This window comes from Pseudomonas sp. BAV 4579, from assembly GCF_009765395.1.
Taxonomy (GTDB): domain Bacteria; phylum Pseudomonadota; class Gammaproteobacteria; order Pseudomonadales; family Pseudomonadaceae; genus Chryseomonas; species Chryseomonas aestiva.
In genome coordinates this window covers 23,575-44,951 of record NZ_WHOV01000028.1, presented here as the reverse complement: position 1 = coordinate 44,951, position 21,377 = coordinate 23,575, and the positions used below count along the sequence as shown (strand labels likewise).

At 61.3% G+C, this 21,377-nt stretch carries 17 protein-coding genes; all 17 read left to right on the top strand.

Annotated features, from left to right (window positions below; translation table 11 throughout):
• The first annotated feature begins 16 nt into the window (after positions 1-16).
• The 17 genes from GSQ95_RS08530 to GSQ95_RS08450 all read left to right on the top strand — a co-directional run bounded on the left by GSQ95_RS08530 (position 17) and on the right by GSQ95_RS08450 (position 21,225).
• A complete protein-coding gene (locus GSQ95_RS08530) occupies positions 17-739 on the top strand; it encodes a flagellar hook assembly protein FlgD (RefSeq protein ID WP_158892978.1) in 723 nt (240 codons plus the stop codon).
• A 28-nt stretch (positions 740-767) separates the two neighbouring features.
• Positions 768-2,078, top strand: a complete 1,311-nt coding sequence (flgE, locus tag GSQ95_RS08525; RefSeq protein WP_158892980.1) for a flagellar hook protein FlgE — start codon at positions 768-770, stop codon at positions 2,076-2,078.
• Between the two features lie 148 nt (positions 2,079-2,226).
• Positions 2,227-2,967: a flagellar basal body rod protein FlgF gene (locus tag GSQ95_RS08520; protein ID WP_158892982.1), complete on the top strand. Its 741-nt coding sequence runs from the start codon at positions 2,227-2,229 to the stop codon at positions 2,965-2,967.
• 46 nt (positions 2,968-3,013) lie between these two features.
• A complete protein-coding gene (gene flgG / locus GSQ95_RS08515) occupies positions 3,014-3,799 on the top strand; it encodes a flagellar basal-body rod protein FlgG (RefSeq protein WP_145008913.1) in 786 nt (261 codons plus the stop codon).
• A 26-nt stretch (positions 3,800-3,825) separates the two neighbouring features.
• Positions 3,826-4,521 carry a flagellar basal body L-ring protein FlgH gene (flgH, locus tag GSQ95_RS08510; protein WP_144959602.1) on the top strand — a complete coding sequence of 232 codons (696 nt, stop codon included), beginning with the start codon at positions 3,826-3,828 and terminating at the stop codon, positions 4,519-4,521.
• An 11-nt stretch (positions 4,522-4,532) separates the two neighbouring features.
• On the top strand, positions 4,533-5,636 hold the full coding sequence (locus GSQ95_RS08505) for a flagellar basal body P-ring protein FlgI (RefSeq protein ID WP_145008914.1): 1,104 nt from the start codon (positions 4,533-4,535) through the stop codon (positions 5,634-5,636).
• Positions 5,637-5,649: 13 nt separating this feature from the next.
• Positions 5,650-6,921, top strand: coding sequence for a flagellar assembly peptidoglycan hydrolase FlgJ (flgJ, locus tag GSQ95_RS08500; RefSeq protein WP_158892984.1), 1,272 nt, complete (start codon positions 5,650-5,652; stop codon positions 6,919-6,921).
• A 9-nt stretch (positions 6,922-6,930) separates the two neighbouring features.
• A complete protein-coding gene (gene flgK, locus GSQ95_RS08495; RefSeq protein ID WP_158892986.1) occupies positions 6,931-8,940 on the top strand; it encodes a flagellar hook-associated protein FlgK in 2,010 nt (669 codons plus the stop codon).
• A gap of 12 nt (positions 8,941-8,952) precedes the next feature.
• The gene (locus tag GSQ95_RS08490) at positions 8,953-10,542 is read left to right on the top strand and encodes a flagellar hook-associated protein 3 (RefSeq protein WP_158892988.1); all 1,590 of its coding nucleotides are present in this window, start codon (positions 8,953-8,955) and stop codon (positions 10,540-10,542) included.
• 17 nt (positions 10,543-10,559) lie between these two features.
• On the top strand, positions 10,560-11,210 hold the full coding sequence (locus GSQ95_RS08485) for a TIGR02466 family protein (RefSeq protein WP_158892990.1): 651 nt from the start codon (positions 10,560-10,562) through the stop codon (positions 11,208-11,210).
• A gap of 41 nt (positions 11,211-11,251) precedes the next feature.
• Positions 11,252-12,025: a glucose-1-phosphate cytidylyltransferase gene (rfbF, locus tag GSQ95_RS08480; RefSeq protein ID WP_158892992.1), complete on the top strand. Its 774-nt coding sequence runs from the start codon at positions 11,252-11,254 to the stop codon at positions 12,023-12,025.
• Positions 12,007-13,086 (top strand): CDP-glucose 4,6-dehydratase, encoded by a 1,080-nt coding sequence (rfbG, locus tag GSQ95_RS08475; protein WP_158892994.1) that lies wholly within the window; start codon positions 12,007-12,009, stop codon positions 13,084-13,086. The genes rfbF and rfbG overlap by 19 nt, the downstream gene beginning before the upstream one ends.
• Positions 13,083-13,643: a dTDP-4-dehydrorhamnose 3,5-epimerase family protein gene (locus tag GSQ95_RS08470; RefSeq protein WP_158892996.1), complete on the top strand. Its 561-nt coding sequence runs from the start codon at positions 13,083-13,085 to the stop codon at positions 13,641-13,643. The genes rfbG and GSQ95_RS08470 overlap by 4 nt, the downstream gene beginning before the upstream one ends.
• The gene (locus GSQ95_RS08465) at positions 13,640-14,866 is read left to right on the top strand and encodes a class I SAM-dependent methyltransferase (protein WP_158892998.1); all 1,227 of its coding nucleotides are present in this window, start codon (positions 13,640-13,642) and stop codon (positions 14,864-14,866) included. The genes GSQ95_RS08470 and GSQ95_RS08465 overlap by 4 nt, the downstream gene beginning before the upstream one ends.
• Positions 14,863-15,780, top strand: a complete 918-nt coding sequence (locus GSQ95_RS08460; protein ID WP_158893000.1) for an NAD(P)-dependent oxidoreductase — start codon at positions 14,863-14,865, stop codon at positions 15,778-15,780. The genes GSQ95_RS08465 and GSQ95_RS08460 overlap by 4 nt, the downstream gene beginning before the upstream one ends.
• 31 nt (positions 15,781-15,811) lie before the next feature.
• Positions 15,812-16,459: a hypothetical protein gene (locus GSQ95_RS08455; RefSeq protein WP_158893002.1), complete on the top strand. Its 648-nt coding sequence runs from the start codon at positions 15,812-15,814 to the stop codon at positions 16,457-16,459.
• Between the two features lie 50 nt (positions 16,460-16,509).
• Positions 16,510-21,225, top strand: a complete 4,716-nt coding sequence (locus GSQ95_RS08450; RefSeq protein ID WP_158893004.1) for a TIGR00180 family glycosyltransferase — start codon at positions 16,510-16,512, stop codon at positions 21,223-21,225.
• Positions 21,226-21,377 lie beyond the last annotated feature (152 nt).

Sequence of the window (21,377 nt, the reverse complement as noted above, 5' to 3'; positions counted from 1 at the left end):
TCGCTAGGGAGTTGCCATGACCACCACGTCTTCCACCACCAGTAGCAGCTCGCTGCTATCGTCGGTGCTGTCCAACAGCAAGGTATCGAGCAGCTCGGCGACGTCCAGCGGCGCGACGACCTCGGGCAGCACCACCAGCAGTCTCGGGAAGAACGACTTCCTGAAGCTGCTGGTCACCCAGCTCAACAACCAGAACCCGTTGAATCCCCAGGACAACACCGAGTTCGTCGCGCAGCTGGCTCAGTTCAGCAGCGTCGAGTCCTTGCAGAACCTCAATACCTCGGTGGATTCCATCGTCAGCAATTACAACTCTTCCCAGGCACTGCAGGCCTCTTCGCTGGTTGGTCGCTCGGTGATCGCCGCCGGCAGCACGGCGGTGGTCGATACCACCACCGGCATGACCGGCAGCGTGGTGCTGCCGTCGTCCGGCAGTGATCTCTCGGTGGGCGTCTATAACGGCGCCGGTTCCCTGGTCGACACCATTCCCCTGGAAGCCAGCAGCGCCGGCACCCACTCCTTCAGCTGGGATGGCAAGGACAGCTCCGGCCAGACGCTGGCGTCCGGCACCTACACCTTCAAAGCCACGGCCGCAATCGGTGGCACCTCCACGGCGCTGACGACCTACCTACCGAATACCGTGAGCAGCGTGACCCTGGGGACCAGCGGCAGCGACATGACCCTTAATCTCGCCGACGGCACCAACGTCGCCTTGGCGAACGTCAAGACCATAGGCCAGTGAGCCGGCCCCGCCGGACAGGAGTACAACCATGAGCTTCAACGTCGGCCTCAGTGGCCTCAATGCCGCCGCCACCGATCTCAGCGTGACCGGCAACAACATCGCCAACGTGGGCACCACAGGCTTCAAGTCCTCGCGCGCCGAATTCGCCGATGTCTATTCCAGCTCCATGTACCTGGGGTCGAGTTCCAACCAGCCCGGCGCCGGCGTGCGGACCGCGGCCGTGGCCCAGCAATTCACCCAGGGCAACGTGACCAGCACCGGCAACGCCCTGGACATGGCGATCAATGGCGGCGGCTTCTTCGTCATGAACAACAACGGCTCCAATCTCTATTCGCGAGACGGCACCTTCAAGACCGACGCCAATGGCTTCGTGGTCAATAACTCCGGCTACAACCTGCGCGGCTACGCGGCGGACAGCGACGGCAACGTGATCAGCGGCATCGCCACCAACCTGAAGATCGACACCACCAACCAGGCGCCTAAGGCCACGACCAAAGACACCGAGGTGTTGAGTCTCAACTCGTCGGCGACCGTTCCCACCACGGCCGCCTTCGACCCCAGCGATGCCACCAGCTTCAATAACTCGACGTCCACCAGCATCTACGACTCCCAGGGCAACGCCCATACCTTGACGTATTACTTCGCCAAGACCGGCATCAATACCTGGAACATGTACAGCCTGGTCGACGGGCGCAACCCGGCCGACCCGACGTCCACCACGCCCCTGAGCAACACCCTGACGTTCGACAGCACCGGCAAGCTCAGCGCCACGGGCGGCACCGGCCTCACCGTCACCAGCACCGGCAAGTTCGCGCTGAACAACTGGGTGCCGGCCACCGTGACCAACGCCTCCACCACGCCCAAGACCTATGGGGCCAACGGCGCGTCCGCCTCCACCACCGGCATCGCCATCGACCTGAGCAGTACCACGCAGACCGCGACCTCCTTCGCGGTGACCAGCAAATCCCAGGATGGCTACACCACCGGCCAGCTGTCGGGCCTGTCCATCGATACCGAAGGCAAGCTCTACGCGAGCTTCACCAACAGCCAGTCCAAGGTGATCGGCCAGGTGATCCTGGCCAGTTTCGCCAACAACCAGGGCCTGACCCCGCTGGGCAGCAACACCTTCGCCCAGTCGTCCACCTCCGGCCAGGCGGTGGTGGGAACACCGTCTTCCGGCACGCTGGGAACCCTGACTTCGGGCTCGCTCGAGGCTTCCAACGTCGATCTCAGTACCCAGCTGGTCAATCTGATCGTGGCGCAGCGTAACTATCAGGCCAACGCCAAGACCATCGAGACGGAAAACACGCTGTCGCAGACCATCATCCAGATCCGCTAACGGTTCTTTGACGGTCGCTGTGAAAAAGCCCTCTTTGTGAGGGCTTTTTTCTTTTAAATCAATGGAATGCAAAAAATGGCGCGCGCCTTGCTTAGGAGGTCTGGACCGTTTCAGACCCGTGGCGATACCGATCGCCCTGCGAGGACCTATGGACCGATTGCTATATCTCGCCATGACCGGCGCCAGCCAGAACACCATGGCCATCCAGGCGCACTCTAACAACCTCGCCAACATCTCCACCAGTGGCTTTCGCCGGGATTTCGAGCAGGCGCGCTCCATGCAGACCTTCGGCGAGAGCTACCCCTCGCGCGTCTATTCCATGAGCGAGCGTCCGGGGACCGACTTCACCCCGGGCACCCTGCAGGAAACCGGTCGGGATCTCGACGTGGCCATCCAGGGCGACGGCTGGATCGCGGTGCAGGGCGCCGACGGCAAGGAAGCCTACGTCCGGACCGGCAGCCTCAAGGTGGACGCCCTGGGCATGCTGCGCACCGGCAATGATTTGCCGGTCCTCGGCAATGGCGGGCCGATCGCCGTGCCGCCCAACCAGCAGATCGAGATCGGCCAGGACGGCTCCATCACCGTTCGCGGCGCCGGGGAAAACACCAATGCCCTGGCGGTCATCGATCGCATCAAGCTGGTCAATCCGGACCCGAAGACTATCGAGAAGGGCCTGGACGGGACCATCCGTACCAAGGACGGCAAGCCTGCGGCGGCGGATGCCAGTGTCCAGGTGGTGTCCGGCTTCACCGAGTCGAGCAACGTCAGTGCGGTGGAGGAGATGACCTCGATCCTCTCGCTTTCGAAGCAATTCGAACTGCAGATCAAGATGATGAAATCCGCCGAGGACAACGACGCGTCCATGGCAAAGGTTTTGCAATTCAGCTGATTGAACGCTGTTGACGCCTGATTCCCGGCGCCGAAGGAGAAAAACGATGATTTCCGCCCTCTATGTTGCCAAGACTGGCCTGGCCGCTCAGGACACCAACCTGACGACCATCTCCAACAACCTGGCCAACGTCTCGACGACCGGCTTCAAGCGCGACCGCGCCGAATTCCAGGATCTGCTCTATCAGATCCGTCGCCAGCCCGGTGCGCAGTCCACCCAGGACAGCGAGCTGCCTTCGGGTCTGCAGCTGGGTACCGGTGTGCGTATCGTCGGTACCCAGAAAACCTTTACCCAGGGCACCCTGCAAACGACCGAGCAGCCGCTGGACATGGCCATCAACGGCCATGGTTTCTTCCAGGTCCAGATGCCCGATGGCACCGTCAACTACACCCGCGACGGTACCTTCCACCTCAATGCCGACGGCCAGATCGTCACGGCCAATGGCTTTCCGGTGGAGCCCGCCATCACCGTGCCGGCCGATACCCAGACCTTCACCGTCGGCCAGGACGGCACCGTCTCCGTAACCCAGGCCGGCTCCTCGACCGTTACCACTATTGGCACCATCCAGACCGCCCAGTTCGTCAACCCGGGCGGCCTGCAGGCGATGGGCAACAACCTGTTCGCCGAGACCACCAGCAGCGGCGCGCCCCAGGTCGGTACGCCGGGCAACAACGGCCTGGGCACCATCCAGCAGAACACCCTGGAAACCTCCAACGTGAGCACCGTCGAGGAGATGGTGAACATGATCACCACCCAGCGCGCCTACGAGATGAATTCCAAGGTCATCTCCACCGCCGACCAGATGCTCGGCTTCGTCACCCAGAACCTGTAATAGCCACCCCTGCGAGGTAGCGCTCCATGAATCGTCTCTTTGCCGTCGCTCCGCTGTTCGGAGCGCTCGTTCTCGCAGGATGCGTAGCCCCGGCCGCCAAGCCGGACGATCCCTACTATTCCCCCGTGTTGCCACGCACCCCGGTGCCCGCGGCGCAGAACAACGGTGCCATCTTCCAGTCGGGCTTCGAGCAGAATCTCTACACCGATCGCAAGGCCTTCCGCATCGGTGACATCATCACCATCACCCTGCAGGAGAAGACCCAGGCCAGCAAGAACGCCAGTTCCGACATCGCCAAGAACAGCAAGTCGACTCTCGGCCTGACTTCCCTGTTCGGCGCCAAGCCGTCGATCCCCAATCCGCTGGCCGACGGCGACCTGAGCCTGGACGCTGGTTTCTCCGGCAACCGCTCCAATACCGGTAAGTCCACCGCCGCCCAGGGCAACAGCCTGACCGGCTCCCTGACCGTGACCATCGCCGAGGTACTGCCCAACGGCATCCTGGTGGTCCGTGGAGAGAAGTGGCTGACCCTCAATACCGGCAACGAGCTAATGCGCATCCAGGGCATGGTCCGCGCCGACGACATCGCCACCGACAACACCGTGCTCTCCACCCGCGTGGCCGATGCGCGGATCACCTATTCGGGCACAGGCTCCTTCGCCGATGCGAGCCAGCCTGGCTGGTTGAGCCAGTTCTTCGGCAGCGCCCTGATGCCGTTCTGAGGATGACCCCCATGCGCAAGACCCTGTTCGGCTTGTTCGCCCTACTGCTGGCGGTGCCCTTCGCCCAGGCCGAACGTCTCAAGGACATCGCCAATATCCAGGGCGTACGGACCAACCAGCTGATCGGCTACGGCCTGGTGGTGGGCCTGCCCGGGACGGGCGACCAGACCACCCAGACGCCCTTCACTATCCAGACCTTCAACAACATGCTGGCGCAGTTCGGCATCAAGGTGCCGGCTGGCACGAGCTCGGCCCAGCTGAAGAACGTCGCGGCGGTCTCGATCCACGCCGACCTGCCGGCCTTCGCCAAGCCTGGCCAGACCATCGATATCACCGTGTCCTCCATCGGTAACTCCAAGAGCCTGAGGGGCGGCAGCCTGCTGCTGTCACCGCTCAAGGGGATCGATGGCCAGATCTATGCCATCGCCCAGGGCAACCTGGTGGTCGGGGGTTTTGACGCCGAAGGCCGCGATGGCTCGAAGATTACCGTCAACGTTCCGTCGGCCGGCCGTATTCCCAATGGCGCTACCGTCGAGCGGCCGGTGCCTAGCGGCTTCGACCAGGGCAACAGCATTACGCTGGATCTCAAGCGCAGTGACTTCACCACCGCCAAGCGCGTAGTCGACAAGATCAACGAGACACTTGGCGCGGGTGTTGCATCTGCTGTTGATGCCGGCTCGATTCGTGTCACGGCGCCGGTCGATCCTGGCCAGCGCGTGGACTACCTGTCGATCCTGGAGAATATGGAGGTGGATCCGGGGCAGGAGGTGGCGAAGGTCATCGTCAACTCCCGCACCGGGACGATCGTCATCGGGCAGAACGTCAAGGTGTCGCCGGCCGCGGTGACCCAGGGCAGCCTGACGGTGACCATCAGCGAAGACCCTCAGGTCAGCCAGCCCAATCCCCTGTCGGGTGGGCAGACGGTGGTGACGCCCCAGTCAACCGTTAAGGCCAAGCAGGAGGCCAAACCGATGTTCAAGTTCGGTCCGGGAACCACCCTGGACGAGATCGTGAGAGCGGTGAATCAGGTGGGCGCTGCGCCTAGTGACCTGGTGGCCATTCTCGAAGCGTTGAAACAGGCCGGCGCGCTGCAAGCCGACCTGATCGTAATCTGATGGAGTAATGGCGATGACTGCACGCCTGGGCGGGACTTTCGATTCAGTGGATTCCGGTGCCTATACCGACCTGAACCGCTTGAACAATCTCAAGAACGGGGCCAATCGCGACAGCGAAAGCAACGTTCGTAAGGTCGCCCAGGAGTTCGAGTCGGTATTCCTCAATCAGATGCTCAAGTCGATGCGTTCGGCCAATGAGGTGGTCGCTCAGGATAGCCCGTTCAACAGCCAGACCACCAAACAGTTCCAGGATATGTACGACCAGCAGCTTTCGGTCAACCTCGCCAAGAACGGCGGTGGCATCGGTCTGGCGGACATGATGACCCGGAGCATGCTCAAGGATGCCGGCAAGACTTCTTCGACCGAGGTCGCGACCAACAAGAGCGCCGTTCCGGCGACCGCCAGCACCGCTAACGCAGGTGCCAGCGTGGCGATGGACATGCGTCGTGCCCTCTGGGATGGCAAGGCCTCTCAGGCAGTGGCGGTTGCCGGCTCGAACGGCGGTGCCAGTGCCAGTGCCAGCGAGCGCAAGGACGTGTCGGCGCTACTGAATTCCCGGCGTTTGGCCATGCCCAGCAAGGCCAGCGCGGCCCAGAGCCAGGAAGCCCTACTGGCAGCAGCGGCCAATACCGCCAGTGGCAACAGCGCGACAGCCGCCAATGCCACCAACTGGAAGGCCGTGCAGCAGTTGGGCACCCCGGCTACGGCCAGCGTGAGCGGCAGCGCCCGGCTGAATGGTGGCAGTGTCGCACCGCTAGGGCAGACTACAGGTAAGTCGGTGTTCCGGACGCGTCAGGAGTTCGTCGACACCATGCTGCCCATGGCGCAAGAGGCAGCAAAGAAGATTGGCGTGGATGCCCATTACCTGGTGGCTCAAGCCGCGCTTGAAACCGGCTGGGGCAAGTCCATCATCCGCGAGCGCGACGGCAGCACCAGCAACAACCTGTTCGGCATCAAGGCCCATTCGAGCTGGAGCGGTGACGTCGCCACCACCCTGACCACCGAATACCGCAATGGCAAGGCGAGTAAGGAAGCCGCGGATTTTCGCTCCTACGATTCCTTTAAGCAGAGCTTCGACGACTACGTGAGTTTCCTGCAGAGCAACGATCGTTATGGCAAGGCCTTGGCTAAGGGTGGCGATTCCAGCCAGTTCATGCACGAGCTGCAACGGGCCGGCTATGCAAGCGATCCGCAGTACGCCCGTAAAGTCACCCAGATCGCCCGCCAGATGAAGAGCACCTACGAAAACATCGCTGCGGTCGATACCTCGGTAAAGCGTACCTAAGGACAATCCATGGCCAGTCTCATTTCCATCGGTCTCTCGGGTATCCAGGCCAGCCAGTCGGCGCTCAGCACGACCGGCAACAACATCACCAATGTCGATACCGCCGGCTATTCCCGTCAGGCGACGGAGCAGCACGCGGCAGCTGCGCAAAACGTTGGCGTCGCCTACATCGGTAACGGCACGACCCTGGCGGACGTGCGTCGCTCCTATAGCCAGTATCTGACGACCCAGTTGCAGACCAGCACCGCACTGGACAACGAAGCCCAGACCTTTTCCACTGCTGCCAGCTCGGTGGATTCACTGTTGGCCGATAGCACCACTGGAGTCAGCACCGCCCTGAGCAAGTTCTTTTCGGCGCTGCAGACGGCGTCGGCGACGCCCACCGACAGCGCCTCGCGTTCCCTGGTGCTGACCAGCAGCTCTACGCTAAGCCAGAGATTTAATTCGCTCTCCAGCCAGCTCTCCGACCAGAGCACCTATATCAACACCCAACTGAGCGCGTCGGCGACGCAGGTCAATACCCTGGCGAACAAGATCGCTCAGTACAACCAGGCCATCACCGTGGCCTCTGCTGGCGGCACTACCCCCAACTCGCTGCTGGATGCACGAGACCAGGCCATCAACGACATGTCCAAGCTGGTCGGGGTAAGCGTGGTCAATCAGGATGGCAACTACAACGTCTACATCGGCTCCGGCCAACCACTGGTGGTAGGGGGCTCGGTGAGTTCGCTAAGCGCCCAGGCCAGTACCCTGGATCCCTCGCAATCCGCTCTGACACTGACGATGCCCAGTGGAATCGCCGTGGATGTCACTCAATCAATATCCGGCGGCTCCATGACCGGCCTGGTGCGTTATCGCGACGAGGTGGTGAATCCCTCGCTGAACAGCCTGGGTCGTCTGGCCCTTGTCGCCTCGGATTCGATCAACAAGCAGCAGGCCCAGGGGCTGGACCTGAAGGGCAATTTCGGCACCAAGGTATTCAACGACATCAACAGCGCCACGGCTATCGCCTCGCGCAGCATCGGGCGCTCCACCAACAGCGATGTCAATGCCAACCTCAATGTCACCATCGCCGACAGCAGCGACCTGACCGTCAGCGACTACCGCGTGGTTTTCACCAGCGCTACCCAGTACAGCGTTACCCGCCTGTCCGATGGCCAGGACCTGGGTAGCCACAGTCTCACCGCCTCGCCGGCGGACGAGATCGACGGCCTGCAGCTAGGGCTAAGGACGGGCAGTGTGACGGCGGGTGACACCTTCACCGTGCAGCCCACGCGCCTGGCAGCCAGTCAGGCCGCGGTCACCATGACCGATGCCCAAAGCCTGGCGTTCGCCTCACCGCTGAAAGCCGCGAGCAGTGCCGCCAACATCGGCACCGGTACCGTGAGCGCGCCGACCCTGGTCACCCAGCGCAGCATCTACGACAGCGCCTCGGCCAGCAGTCTGGCGACTAGCGTCCAGAACGCTATGCCGGTAAAACTCCAGTTCGGGGCCGCGGCCAGTGATGGTAGCCAGAGCTACACCATCTACGACGCGGGCGGCAACAGCCTGGGAACCGGCTCCATCGTCGCCGGCCAGAGTAATACGGTGAACGTCAACATCGCCGCCAACGGCTCCACGGTACCGAGTGCCTTCACCTTCCAGTTGACGCTTGCGGGCAAGCCCTCCAGCGGGGATACCTTCAGCGTCTCCTTCGGCGCCGCCGGCAGTACCGACAACACCAACGCCCTGGGCTTGCTGAACCTGCAGACGTCGGCCACCGTTGGCAACGCGAGCATGAACAACACCTACAGTAGCCTAGTGGAAACGGTCGGCGCCAAGACCAACCAGGCCAGCCTGGATGCCAGTGCGACATCGGCGATCCTCAAGCAGGCGCAGGCGAGCCAATCCTCGCTGTCGGGCGTCAATCTGGACGAGGAGGCGGCCAACCTGATCAAGTATCAGCAGTACTACAGTGCCTCGGCGAAGATCATCGAAATCTCGCAGACCGTCTTCAATACATTGATTCAAGCCTTCTAAGGGACGTCGGCCATGCGTATCTCCACCCCCCAGATGTTCTCGTCCAGCACCCAGGGCTACTCCGACGGCTATTCCAACATGACCAAGACCCTGGAGCAGATCTCCAGTGGGGTGCGCATCCAGACGCCGGCGGACGACCCGGTCGGCTCGGCGCGTCTGCTGCAGCTGGATCAGCAGAAGACGCTGTTGACCCAGTACAGCGGCAACATGACCACCGCCAACAATGCGCTGACCAATGAAGAGTCGGTACTCACCACCATCACCAACGTGCTGCAGAATGCGCGCGCCCTGGCCGTGCAGGCCGGCAACGGGTCCTACACCGACGCCAACCGGAGCGCCATCAGCGACCAGTTGGGCGACATCCAGGATCAGCTGTTCTCGCTGATGAACAGCAAGGATGCCAACGGCAACTACCTCTTCGCCGGCAGCAATGGCACGGTGCAGCCATTCGTCAAGAGTCCCGATGGCAGCTACAGCTACAAGGGTGACCAGAGCTCTCTGTCGGTACAGGTTTCCGACACCCTCAACTTGGCCATCAGCGACAACGGCTGGAGCACGTTCCAGAGCGCCCAGAACGCCGACCTGACCACCTCGAGCCTGACCACCAACCCCAATGCCGACGGGACCCAGCGCGTCTTCCTGTCCCAGGGCACGGTGACCGACGACAACAGCTTCAACAGCAGCTTCCGTAGCGGCGCGCCCTACAAGCTGCAAGTCCTCAGCAGCACCCAGTTTAAGATATCTGATGCCAACAACACCGACGTGACCAGCGAGGTCAGTGGCAACGGCTCCTACCAGACGACCACGGGCGATGCGGTAACCGTCAATTTCCGTGGCGCGCAGCTGGCCCTGGACGTGTCCCTGAAGTCCACTGACGACAGTACCGCCACCAGTTCGCTGGTAGCGGGGTACAGCTTCAGTTTCGGGGTCAAGCCGGAGACCTTCGACATCACCCGGACCGCGTCCAACACATCGACCGCCCAGCTCAGCGGTGGCAGCGTTACCAACGCCACCACCTACAGCACTACTTTCCCCAACAACGGCGTGCTGTTGAAATTCAGCTCGGCGACCGACTATTCGGTGTATGCGCTGCCGACCACCACCAGTAGCACCCCGTTGTCCACGGGTACCCTGGGCGGTACCTATCCGGCGTCCATCACCATCAATGGCGCGCAGTTCAGCATCAATTCGGCGGCGGCCAGCGGTGACCAGTTCACCGTGGCCGGCAGCAGCAACCAGACGCAGAACATCCTCGACACCATCAAGAACCTGCGGACCGCCCTGGATACGCCCACCACTAACGATCCGCAGGCCGAACTGAATATCCGCAACGCCGTGGCCTCGGCCATCACCAACCTCGACAACGGCATGAACCAGGTCTACAAGGTCACCTCGTCGCTGGGCGCGCGGCAGCAGACTATCGACACCCTGACCACCGAGAGCCAGAGCCTGTCGCTGTCCAACGCCACCACCCAGTCGTCCATTCGCGACACCGACATGTCCGAGGCTACGTCGAAGCTCACCTTGCAGCAGACCATGTTGCAGGCTGCCCAGGCCGCCTTCGCCAAGGTTTCCCAGCTAAGCTTGTTCGACAAGATCTGAAGGGGAAGCCAGCCGTTATGAGCCAGCCATTCGACACGGCCAACATAGAGATCAAGAAGCTCTTCGTCACGCCCTTGGCACAACTCGTCCATCCCGACGCCGAGCGGCTCAATGCCGAACTCAGGGCTGTGATCCTGGCGCGTCGCGCGCAGGACGCCGGGACTCGACACAGCAACGAGGGGGGCTGGCAATCGAGCCATGATTTCGACAGCTGGTCCGGCGCACCCGGAGCGGAACTCGCGGCCTTCGCCCAGGCCTTCGCGACCCAGCTCACCGCCGTCCACTCCGCGGAGCACGGCCTCATCGAGCCGTCCTTCCAATGGCGGTACAACGCCTGGGCCAACGTCAACGAAGCGGGGCAGGGCAATGCCCTGCATGGACATCCCGGAGCCTTCTGGTCGGGCGTCTATTGGGTGGACGACGGCGGCGCCCAGTCCGCCGACTGTGCCGGCGAGCTGGAATTCGTCGATCCGCGTGGCCTGATGCCTTCGGTCTACAATCCCGAATTGCGCATGCGCATCGAAGGCTGCCTGAGCGCGGGCTACTCGACCACCATCAGCCCATCCAGCGGCACCTTCGTGATGTTCCCCTCGTGGCTGATGCACGCGGTACGCCGGTTCACTGGCCAACGGCCACGCATTTCGGTGGCGTTCAACTTCGGTATTTAAGATCGGCTCGATGATGGAACGCCGATCATGGAGGATGACATATGAAGGCAGTTATCTTGGCCGGAGGCCTTGGTACGCGAATCAGTGAAGAATCCCATCTGCGGCCCAAGCCAATGATCGAGATCGGAGGCAAGCCGATCCTCTGGCATATCATGAAGCAATACGCCTTTCACGGCGTGAACGACTTCATCATTTGTCTGGGCTACCGGGGCTATGTCATCAAGGACTTCTTCGCCAACTACTTCCTGCATACTTCCGACGTAACCTTCGACATGCGCGAAAACCGCATGGAGGTGCATCAGAACTACAGTGAGCCTTGGCGGGTAACGCTGGTCGATACCGGAGAGGCGTCCATGACCGGTGGTCGGCTAAAGCGAGTCCGCCGTTATCTGCAGGACGATTCAGCCTTTTGCCTTACCTACGGCGATGGCGTGTCGGATCTGAATATCACTCAACTGATCGATTTCCACCACAGTCATGGTCGCCTAGCTACCGTGACGGCCGTGCAGCCCCTGGGTCGTTACGGATCGCTGGACTGTGTTGGTGATACGGTGCGGGGGTTTATCGAGAAGCCTCGCGGAGACGGCGGCTGGGTCAATGGTGGCTTCTTCGTCCTTTGCCCAGCTGTGCTCGACTTCATCGAGGGTGACGATACGATTTGGGAGGACACTCCCTTGTCTCGCCTGGCAGCCGAGCAGCAACTCCACGCCTTCCAACACCAGGGTTTCTGGCATCCGATGGATACGCTAAGGGACAAGAACTATCTCGAGCAGCTCTGGCAGGAGGGCGTAGCGCCTTGGCGGGTCTGGCAATGAACCCGGCCTTCTGGGTAGGCAAACGTGTGCTGGTCACCGGGCATACGGGGTTCAAAGGAACCTGGTTGCTCTGGCTGTTGCACCGGCTCGGCGCGAAGGTGGCCGGATTGGCGTTGCCAGCCACGTCGCCCAGCCTGTTCGAACTGACTGGCGCGCGCTCCATCGTTGATCATCATGAAGGCGATATCCGTGATCTCTCCACAGTGCGCCGGGTCATGGGAGAGGTGCGTCCGGAGATCGTTCTCCATCTCGCTGCCCAGGCGTTGGTCCGCGAGAGCTACAATGACCCGGTAAGTACCTATGGCAGTAACGTCATGGGTACGCTCCATGTGCTGGAAGCGATCAGATCCGTTGGCGGTGTCAGGGCCTGCGTGGTAGTGACTACTGACAAGATCTATGCAAACCGCGAGTGGCAATGGCCTTACCGTGAGAACGAGGCGCTGGGTGGACATGATCCCTATAGCGCCAGCAAGGCTTGTTGCGAACTCTTGGCGGAGTCCTATGCGGCGTCGTTCTTCGCTCCGGAGCGTTACGCTGAGCATGGTGTGGCGATCGCCACCGCGCGTGCTGGTAACGTACTGGGTGGTGGTGACTTCGCAACCAATCGACTGATTCCCGACGTGCTTGCCGCCTGGAGCAAAGGGGGTTCGGTCACCCTGCGTTACCCGGCGGCTGTCCGTCCCTGGCAACACGTCCTGGAACCATTGTCGGGTTATCTCCTGCTGGCCGAACGTTTGACCACCACCGCCGAGCGTGCCCGCGGCGCCTGGAATTTCGGCCCCGCCGAAGACGCTACCTGTACTGTCGAGCGGCTGGTCCAGTTGCTCGCCCGCGACTGGCCCCAAGCGCCCGGCGTGCGAGTCGATCCGGCCGAATTGCACGAAGCCGGGTTGCTCAAGCTTGATAGCAGTCGCGCGCGTGAGTACCTGGGTTGGCGGCCCCGTTGGTCGCTGGAGACGTGCCTATCTCAAACCCTCGCTTGGCATCGAGCGTGGCACGCCGGACTGGATCCGCGGCAGACCACTCAAGCCCAGATCGATAGCTACTTGGGCGCGTCATGACGGACATGGCCCTGCGCGATCTTCCGCTCCCTGGCCTGCGGTTGTTAACGCACCGGACGCATCAGGACGCGCGGGGGCGCTTCTCACGTCTCTACTGCCTCACCTGGCTGAATCAGGCGACAGCCCCATTCACCGTACGGCAGATCAATCTGTCGCAGACGTCACGTTGTGGCAGCGTTCGCGGGTTGCATTATCAACTCCCGCCCTTCAGCGAAGATAAGTTAATTACCTGTCTACGGGGCAGCGTTTGGGATGTCGCGGTGGATGTTCGCCAGGATTCGCCTACATTTCTGAAATGGCACGCCGAGCGCCTGCAGGCGGGAGATGGTCGCAGCCTGTGGCTACCACCCGGCTTCGCGCATGGCTTTCAGGCGCTCAGCGACGACGTCGAGTTGCTCTACCTGCACAGTGCCGACTACGTACCCGATCAGGAGTCCGGTCTTGCACCCGGCGATTCGCGGCTGGGGATCTCGTGGCCGTTGCCAGTCGTCAACCTGTCATCTCGGGATGCGGCACATCCGCCGCTAACGGACGCTTTTCGAGGAATAGTTGTATGAAGTGTCGTGCCTGCCAGTCACCCCTAAGGCTACCGCTGATCGACTTGGGAACGGCACCGCCGTCCAACGCCTTCCTCATCGAATCAGCCCTGAACCAGGTCGAGAATTGGGTACCGTTGAAAGTGATGGTCTGCGAGCAGTGCTGGCTCGTGCAGACCGTGGATTATCGCAGCGCTGAGACGCTCTTCGATGCGGATTATGTCTATTTCAGCTCCTACTCGTCGTCCTGGTTGGCTCATGCGCGACGCTATGTAGAGGGCGTCATCGAGCGCTTTAGCCTGGATGACCGCCATCGGGTGGTCGAGATAGCCGCCAACGATGGTTATCTGCTGCAATATTTCGCCGCCGCGGGTGTTCCCTGCTGGGGCGTGGAGCCCACGGCGAGTACTGCCCGAGCCGCTCGCGCCAAGGGCCTGGAGATACGCGAAGTGTTCTTTGACGCTGGTAGCGCCAGTGAACTGAGCGCAGAATTGGGTCGTGCCGACTTGATCATCGCCAACAACGTCTTGGCGCACGTCCCAGACATCAACGACTTTCTCGCTGGGTTCTCCCTGCTGCTGGCCCCAACGGGAGTAATCACTTTCGAGTTTCCGCATCTCCTCCGGCTGCTCGAGGCCCACCAGTTCGACACGCTGTACCACGAGCACTACTCCTATCTTTCCCTGAGCGTGGTCGAGCGCCTGGCGTGGAAGCAAGGCCTGGAGGTGTTTGACGTCGAACAGTTGGCCACTCATGGTGGCTCGTTGCGTCTCTACCTCCAGCATCGGAACGACGGTCGCCAGCAGGTGAGCGCAGCGGTGGCGCGACTGCTGCAGGAAGAGCAACTCGCTGGGCTCGATAGCGCAGCTCGGTATGCCACGCTGGCACCTGCTGCGGAGCGGATCAAACACGACTTTTTGCGCTTTTTGCTCGAGGCCAAGGCCGCTGGCAAGCGAGTCGTTGGCTACGGTGCCGCGGCCAAGGGCAACACCCTGCTGAACTATGCCGGTGTTCGTCAGGACCTCTTGGCCTGGGTGGCTGATGCCAGTCCGCACAAGCAGGGGCGTTACTTGCCGGGTAGTCGTATTCCTGTGGTGTCGCCCGCTCGGCTACTCGAGGAGCGTCCGGATTATGTGGTGGTGTTGCCCTGGAATCTGGTCGATGAAATTTCAACCGAATGGGCGTCCATCCAAACATGGGGCGGACGCTTCGTGACGGTTGTTCCAGAGCTGACCATCCGATGAGTGTTCTGCTGCTGACAGGAGCCAGTGGTTTCATTGGTAGCCCCTTGGTCAGGCAGCTCCTCGCGCAAGGACATCAGGTCCATGCCACCACGACGCGAACGCTGGAGTCTTGCACAACGCGACCAGGATTGAACTGGCATCGGATCGATCTGCTTGGAGGGGAGGCTGGTATTCAGTCGCTCTGCCGTCGAGTGGGCGCCGATCAACTGATCCATCTGGCCTGGTGCGTTGCGCCGAGCAACTACTGGACGACACCGGACAATCTCAAGTGGATAGTAGCCACTCAACAATTGGTGAGCGCCTTTCATGCCCAAGGCGGACGCCATGCGGTACTGGCAGGAACGTGTGCCGAGTACGACTGGCGCCAGGGTCTTTGTCGCGAGGATGTCACGCCGCTAACGCCGGCTACGCCCTATGGACGCAGTAAAAGACTGGTTCAGGAATGGGCGGTGCTGTTCGGTGAAATGCATGGGCTGAGCGTTGCCTGGGCGCGCATCTTTCACTTGTTCGGGCCTTGGGAAGCGGAGACGCGCCTGGTGCCCTCGGTCATCCGGGCCCTGCTCAGGGGGGAAGCCGCCCTGTGTTCTTCGGGTGAGCAGTGGCGTGATTTCCTGCACGTGGAAGACGTTGCCGCGGCATTCGTCCATCTGAGTGAGCAGCAGGCAACTGGCGTATTCAACGTGGGAAGCGGGGAGCCGGTACAGCTCAAGACCGTGATTGAATATTTGGCTCGGTCCCTGCAGGCGGAAGGTCTCGTACGACTGGGCGCCAGAAAAGCGTCGGAGAACGATCCGGCCTTTCTGGTCTCCGACTCGCGACGTCTGCACGCGTTGGGCTGGCGACCGTCATTTTCTCTGGAGGATGGCTTGGACGACGCGATGTCGTGGTGGCGCTCAAGGCTCCTGACCCACTGAATCTTGCACGTCCGCCGTGCGAAGGAAGGCTATGCAGCTGCAAGGTATGGATCGAGTAGGGCTACGTGATTACGTGACGCGCCAGCTGGAGCACTTCTTTCCTGACGGGCAGGCGCCGGGCCCGAATCTGGACATAGCCTTGGATAAGGCCCTGCACCGGCTGCAGCATTGCATAGCTCACGTCAAGGCCTGGCACTCGGATCGCTTTGATTACCTACACTCCAGTCAATATGCGACGTTTCTGTACTTCCTCGCCAACAGCCTTTGGCAAGTCGACCCGGATGCGCGCGTCTGTACCAAGCTGTTCCTGCTCAACAAGGCACTAAACGGTATCGATCTCTTCTACGAGATCGAGCTGCCACCCGTATTCTTCATTGGTCATTCGGTGGGGATCGTGCTTTCCAAGGCTCGCTATGGAAACTTCCTCGTGCTCTATCAGAACACCACCGTAGGCCGAAACCACGGCATCTATCCCGAGCTGGGAGAAGGTGTCGTCCTCTATCCTAACAGCGCTGTCATCGGTCGTTGCAACGTCGGGCCGCGCAGTTACATCGGTCAGGGGGTGAGCGTGATCAACCGGGATTTACCCGGGCACAGCTGCGTCTTCCAAGCCGAGGCTGGTGACCTACTCTGTCGTGAGCCGAAGCACGACATCCTCGGCGATTTCTTTCGCCTCTGATTGCGCGTCAGGTTTCGCGCTTTCTTCCTCTATTTGCCAGAGTGTCCACCATGAACGATCTCCTGACACTGGTCTTGCTCACCCACAACCGTCCCGCCTTTCTGGAACGTGCTTTGCGGTACTACGCGCGATTTCCCTGTCGCTTGTTGGTACTGGACTCTTCCGCCGTTCCTCAGCAAGCCTTGGTAGAGAGTTTCTCACGGGCTGAATACCGGCATTTTCCAGGTGATACGTTCACCTTCCTAGACAAGCTCAAGGCTGGCGTTCCGCATATCCAGACGCCACTGATGGCCTTCGTGCCAGACGATGATTTCATCCTGGGTGATGCATTGCAGGCGAGCGTGGAGTTTCTGACCGCTCATCCGGACTATTCGACGTGCCACGGCTATTGCCTGATGTATCTTGCCGAAGCAGCTTGTACCGTCTATCTGCGGCGCGATAAGAAGGTTTGCGAGGACCACTCTGCGTCACGGATTGCACAGCGATTGCACACGGGCTTCGGTGAGTACATTCCGCCGTTCTATTCGGTGGTCCGCACTCAGGTCGTTCAAGACTGGTACCGGTTGGTTCCGCAAGACACCACGCTCGAGTACCAGGAGATCGGCCACGCGTTCTATCTGCTGGCGCGAGGCAAAGTAAGGATCCTGCCGCAGCCTTATGTGATTCGCGAACTCAACTACCCGGTTTCGGACCACAACACCGATGTCCGGCTGGCACTGCAGGACAGTACGCCTGCGGGACTTCAACGCAAGCGGCAGTTCGCCGACCTCTTCGGCCAGTTGCTGGTGGCACTGGAAGGAGCTGGCACGTCGCCGGGTCAGGCGCGCGATATCCTGTTGGGCGCCTTCCACCGACTTGCCGATTGCCTGCAGCAGGAGCGCTCCCTCACTGCCGAACGTCTGTTTCGGTCGCAGTGGGTGGCGCCCATGGCCGAGCCGCAATGGCTGTTCGAGCCCCGCCAAGTGCCGGAGATGCCCTTTTACCGGCCTGAATTCTTCGCGTTTCTGGCACGCCTGGATTTCATGGTGCAGGGTTTGCCGGCTGGCAAGCTGCAACTGCAGCAGCGCGCTGAAATGCAGGCGTTGTTGGCTCCTCTGCTAGATGTCGTTCAGCACGACGGATTCGCGCAAGCCACCGTGGAGCAGCACCAGGGCGATATCCGTAAAGCCGTGGCCGCCTTGCCTTTCCATGCGGCCCTGGTGAAATGCATGACCCTTCTGGGCTCCGCCGAGGAGCGCCAACGGTGGCTAGAATGGCAGCAGGCTATCGCCGAATTGCAGCAGGAAGCACCGCAGGCCATCGAAAAGGGCACCGGCTTGCCGGCCGAGGTGACGACTGGGCGGCTATCCATCGACCTGGACGATGTACTGGTACTCAATAGGCCCGTCAAAGACGGCGAGCGCGACCCGGTCGCGATAGTGATTCACGCGTTCTATCCGGACGTCTTGGCGAGCATTCTCGACCGGCTCGTCCGACTCCAGCAGCCCTTGCATCTTTATGTGACATGCCCGCCAGAGGCGGCGGAGGCGGTGCTACTCCTGCTGGCCCAGAGCGGCTATCGGCACAGCCTGCTACGCACCGAGAATCGTGGCCGCGACGTCTTGCCTTTCCTGCGCATCCTGCATCTGGTACGGAAGGATGGACTGCCGGTCGTGTTGAAGCTGCACACCAAGAAGTCGTTGCATCTGGAGTTGGGTGCCGAGTGGGCGGATGCACTGTTTGACGATTTGCTGGCGCCTGCCCGTTTCGAGAAGAGTGTCGCTCAGCTGGAAAGCGGGCAGGGCGTCCTGATGGTAGGGCCGGAAAACGGTCTTCTGCCAGTTTCGCAGTTCCTCAAGGGTAACAATCTGCCCAACCTCCAGCGGCTTGCCCAACGGGCGGGATTGGCCGAAGACCAGATCCTCAATGGCGAGTTCTTCGCCGGTACCATGTTCTTCGCCCACCTTGATGTACTTCAACGCGTCCTGGATCTGGGCCTGGTGGCGGCGGATTTCGAGGCGGAGGCCGGTCAGACAGAAGGTACCCTGGCGCATGCCCTAGAGCGCTTTTTCTATCCTCTTGCCTGTGCGAGCGGCGGTGACCGCCAAGGCCAGGATTATCGCAATTGGTTGAAGACGCGGGTACTTGCAGACGTCGAGTACGAGCGTGTTCCGGCGCGCATCCAGCGCTGGGCGTTCCAGCCGAGCTTGCTGGCGGTGATAGTCGACGAGGTCGGCGACCCGGCCTATGTTCAGCAGACGCTGGATAGTCTTGCCGCGCAGCTCTATGACTGCGCCGCGATCCTGGTGCTATCGGATGCTGAACCCAGCGGCATAGCCGCGGCAGACAACCTGGTCTGGCAATCGCTCGGTGCCGGATGGGCAGCGCAGCTCAACGACCTGCTGCCGCAAATCGAAGTGGACTGGTTCTTCGTCGTACGTAGCGGTGACCACCTTGATCGCCACGCGTTGTTAGCCGTGGGCGATCGGATCGATAGCCATCCTCAGGCGCTCTGCTATTACACCGACGAGGACGAGATCAGCGGCGATCTCTATCGCGAGCCCGTGTTCAAGCCGGGATTCAATCTCGACCTTCTGCGTAGCTACCCCTATGTCGGGCCCGTGTTCTTCATGCAGCGTCAAGCCTTGATCGAGATAGGAGGTTTTACCGAGGTACACGGCGCACTGGCCGGAGTGGACGTCATGTTCCGCTTGGTAGAGCAATGTGGGCTGGACAGCGTCGGGCATATCGCCGACGTTCTGCTGCACGCTCGTCTTCATCTGGGTCGCTGGTTGTCGAACGATCGGATACCAGAACTATCGCGCCAGGTAGTGGGCGCCCATCTGGATCGACTAGGCGTGTCCCACCAATTCATGGTGGGTGCCATGCCGTTGATCAACCGTATAGCCTATCTGAGAGAGAGCTCCCCGCTCGTTTCCATAGTCATCCCGACGAAAAACCAACTCCCCATGCTGCGGCGCTGTGTGGAGTCGCTGCTCGAGCGTACCCAGTACCAGAACTACGAGATCCTCGTGGTGGATAACGACAGCCAAGAGGCGGATGCCCGCCAGTGGTTGGCTGGCATGGAAGAGATGGGTAGCTCCAAGGTACGCATCTTGCGCTATCCCTATCCGTTCAACTACTCGGCTATCAATAACTTCGCGATTACCCAGGCACTGGGCGACTATGTCGTTCTGCTGAACAACGATACCGCGATCTTCGACGGGGGCTGGCTCAGCGCCTTGCTCAATCACGCCCAGCGACCCGAGGTGGGTGCCGTGGGCGCCAAGCTCTATTATCCCGATGGCCGCATCCAGCACGGTGGCGTGGTCCTGGGCCTGCGTGGCGTGGCGGACCATCCCTTCATCGGCGAGTCCGGCCAGGCGCCCGGCTACATGCACCGCCTGCAGGTCGACCAGAACTACAGCGTAGTGACGGCTGCCTGTCTGATGATACGGAAAGCCACCTATCTTGAAGTAGGGGGAATGGACGAGCAGGACCTGAAGGTTTCGTTCAACGATGTGGACTTCTGCCTGAAGCTCACAGCGGCCGGCTACCTGAACGTCTGGACGCCCTACGCCGTGGTGATGCACGAAGCGAACGTGAGCCAGAATCTGGTCGATACCACGGCCATGGAAGCCAAGATCAAACGGTTCCAGGGCGAGCAGGCGGTCATGTATCAGCGCTGGCTGCCGCGCATCGCGCGTGATCCGGCCTACAACTCCAACCTGAGCCTGGACGGTAGCGGCTTTGCCCTGGATCACCGCAGCGAGACCGGGTGGCATCCCTTCGCCGTTCGCCAACTACCCTATGCGCTGTGCCATCCTGCCGATCCCTATGGGTGCGGGCACTACCGGATACGCAAGCCATTCGAAGCGATGCAAGGCGCGGGATTGCTGGAAGGCGGACTCAGCGAACGGCTCCTGACTCCGGTGGAAAAGGAGCGGCTGGCACCGACCAGCATCGTCTTCCAGCGCCAGATCATGTCCTTGCAGATCGAATCGATCCGGGAGGCAAAGCGCTATTCCCAGGCGTTCAGGATCTACGAACTTGACGACTATATTGTCGATCTGCCGATCAAGAATCGCCACCGGGCCCATATGCCGAAGGATGTCGCCAAGCAGCTTCGGCGCGGTGTCGCCCTGTGCGACCGCTTCGTCGTCTCGACGGCTCCGCTGGCCGAGGCGTTCAAGGATCTGCATCCCGATATTCGTGTCGCCGAAAACCTGCTGCCGTTGGATTGGTGGCAAAGCGTCAAGGGGCAGCGCCGCGACACCCGCAAGCCGCGCGTAGGCTGGGGTGGTGGCGTCAGTCACGATGGTGACCTGGAGCTGATCAGAGACGTGGTGAAGGATCTCGCGCATGAGGTGGACTGGGTCTTCTTCGGTATGTGCCCCGACGAGCTCCGCCCCTATATCAACGAGTTCCACGGCGGCGTGCCTATCGACCGCTACGCGGCCAAGCTGGCGAGCCTGGATCTGGATCTGGCGCTGGCCCCGCTGGAAGAAAACCTGTTCAACGAGTGCAAGAGCAACCTGCGACTTCTGGAATATGGAGCCTGTGGCTTCGCTGTGGTCTGCTCGGACCTGGTCTGCTATCGGGGCGACTTGCCGGTGACCCGGGTGAAAAATCGCTATCGCGACTGGATGGACGCCATTCGCATGCACCTCGCCGACCGGGAGGCCAGTCATAAAGCCGGTGAGGCGCTGCGCGAGGCCGTGCAGCGTGACTGGATGCTGACCGGCGCACGCCTGGAACGCTGGGGTTCTGTCTGGCTGCCGGATTGACCCAGCCCCCGTACCGAAACCAACGGCCAGAGAAATCTGGCCGTTGGCGTTTGCGGAGCCATCAAGTTTCTCGCCTTCCGCCCGATAACAAGAGGGAGTGAAGACATACGCCTTCGCTGTCTCGTCCAGAGTCAAGGTTTTTCCAAAAAAAC

What these genes read in the sequence shown, in the direction of transcription:
- GSQ95_RS08530 (WP_158892978.1), top strand. Translation starts at nt 17, where the DNA reads ATGACCACCACGTCTTCCACCACCAGTAGCAGCTCGCTGCTATCGTCG.
- flgK (WP_158892986.1), top strand. Translation starts at nt 6,931, where the DNA reads ATGGCCAGTCTCATTTCCATCGGTCTCTCGGGTATCCAGGCCAGCCAG.
- flgG (WP_145008913.1), top strand. Translation starts at nt 3,014, where the DNA reads ATGATTTCCGCCCTCTATGTTGCCAAGACTGGCCTGGCCGCTCAGGAC.
- GSQ95_RS08505 (WP_145008914.1), top strand. Translation starts at nt 4,533, where the DNA reads ATGCGCAAGACCCTGTTCGGCTTGTTCGCCCTACTGCTGGCGGTGCCC.
- GSQ95_RS08465 (WP_158892998.1), top strand. Translation starts at nt 13,640, where the DNA reads ATGAAGTGTCGTGCCTGCCAGTCACCCCTAAGGCTACCGCTGATCGAC.
- GSQ95_RS08450 (WP_158893004.1), top strand. Translation starts at nt 16,510, where the DNA reads ATGAACGATCTCCTGACACTGGTCTTGCTCACCCACAACCGTCCCGCC.
- GSQ95_RS08455 (WP_158893002.1), top strand. Translation starts at nt 15,812, where the DNA reads ATGCAGCTGCAAGGTATGGATCGAGTAGGGCTACGTGATTACGTGACG.
- flgE (WP_158892980.1), top strand. Translation starts at nt 768, where the DNA reads ATGAGCTTCAACGTCGGCCTCAGTGGCCTCAATGCCGCCGCCACCGAT.
- GSQ95_RS08490 (WP_158892988.1), top strand. Translation starts at nt 8,953, where the DNA reads ATGCGTATCTCCACCCCCCAGATGTTCTCGTCCAGCACCCAGGGCTAC.
- flgJ (WP_158892984.1), top strand. Translation starts at nt 5,650, where the DNA reads ATGACTGCACGCCTGGGCGGGACTTTCGATTCAGTGGATTCCGGTGCC.
- GSQ95_RS08520 (WP_158892982.1), top strand. Translation starts at nt 2,227, where the DNA reads ATGGACCGATTGCTATATCTCGCCATGACCGGCGCCAGCCAGAACACC.
- GSQ95_RS08460 (WP_158893000.1), top strand. Translation starts at nt 14,863, where the DNA reads ATGAGTGTTCTGCTGCTGACAGGAGCCAGTGGTTTCATTGGTAGCCCC.
- GSQ95_RS08485 (WP_158892990.1), top strand. Translation starts at nt 10,560, where the DNA reads ATGAGCCAGCCATTCGACACGGCCAACATAGAGATCAAGAAGCTCTTC.
- flgH (WP_144959602.1), top strand. Translation starts at nt 3,826, where the DNA reads ATGAATCGTCTCTTTGCCGTCGCTCCGCTGTTCGGAGCGCTCGTTCTC.
- GSQ95_RS08470 (WP_158892996.1), top strand. Translation starts at nt 13,083, where the DNA reads ATGACGGACATGGCCCTGCGCGATCTTCCGCTCCCTGGCCTGCGGTTG.
- rfbF (WP_158892992.1), top strand. Translation starts at nt 11,252, where the DNA reads ATGAAGGCAGTTATCTTGGCCGGAGGCCTTGGTACGCGAATCAGTGAA.